This window comes from Candidatus Macondimonas diazotrophica (assembly GCF_004684205.1).
GTDB lineage: Bacteria > Pseudomonadota > Gammaproteobacteria > UBA5335 > UBA5335 > Macondimonas > Macondimonas diazotrophica.
On the sequence record NZ_SRIO01000091.1, the window covers coordinates 1 to 236 of the forward strand.

Genomic DNA, 236 nt, shown 5'->3' on the forward strand with positions numbered 1-236 from the left:
TCAAGCGGTGAATGTATACGTCTCTGTTTAGACCAGCTTGCTTTTGTCTGAGAGGGGAGACGCGCCCATTTAGCTGCACCCAGTGGCTCAGGTTATAGCCAGCGGTTAGCCACACGATACGGCGCCCCCCTTGCTGCAAGTTCAATCCTTCTGCCGCAGATGCCGGTTGGATGGCGAGCAACTTGATCTTACCTACATTCCACTTCGCTACGTTATCCAAGATATTTCCACCATCG

The 236-nt window shown here is 52.5% G+C and carries 1 protein-coding gene; it reads right to left on the bottom strand.

Annotated elements, in window-relative coordinates; all coding sequences use genetic code 11:
- Positions 1 to 220 (bottom strand): hypothetical protein (locus tag E4680_RS14405; protein ID WP_320410121.1); only part of this gene is annotated, 220 nt, incomplete at its 3' end.
- Between the last annotated feature and the right edge of the window lie 16 nt (positions 221 to 236).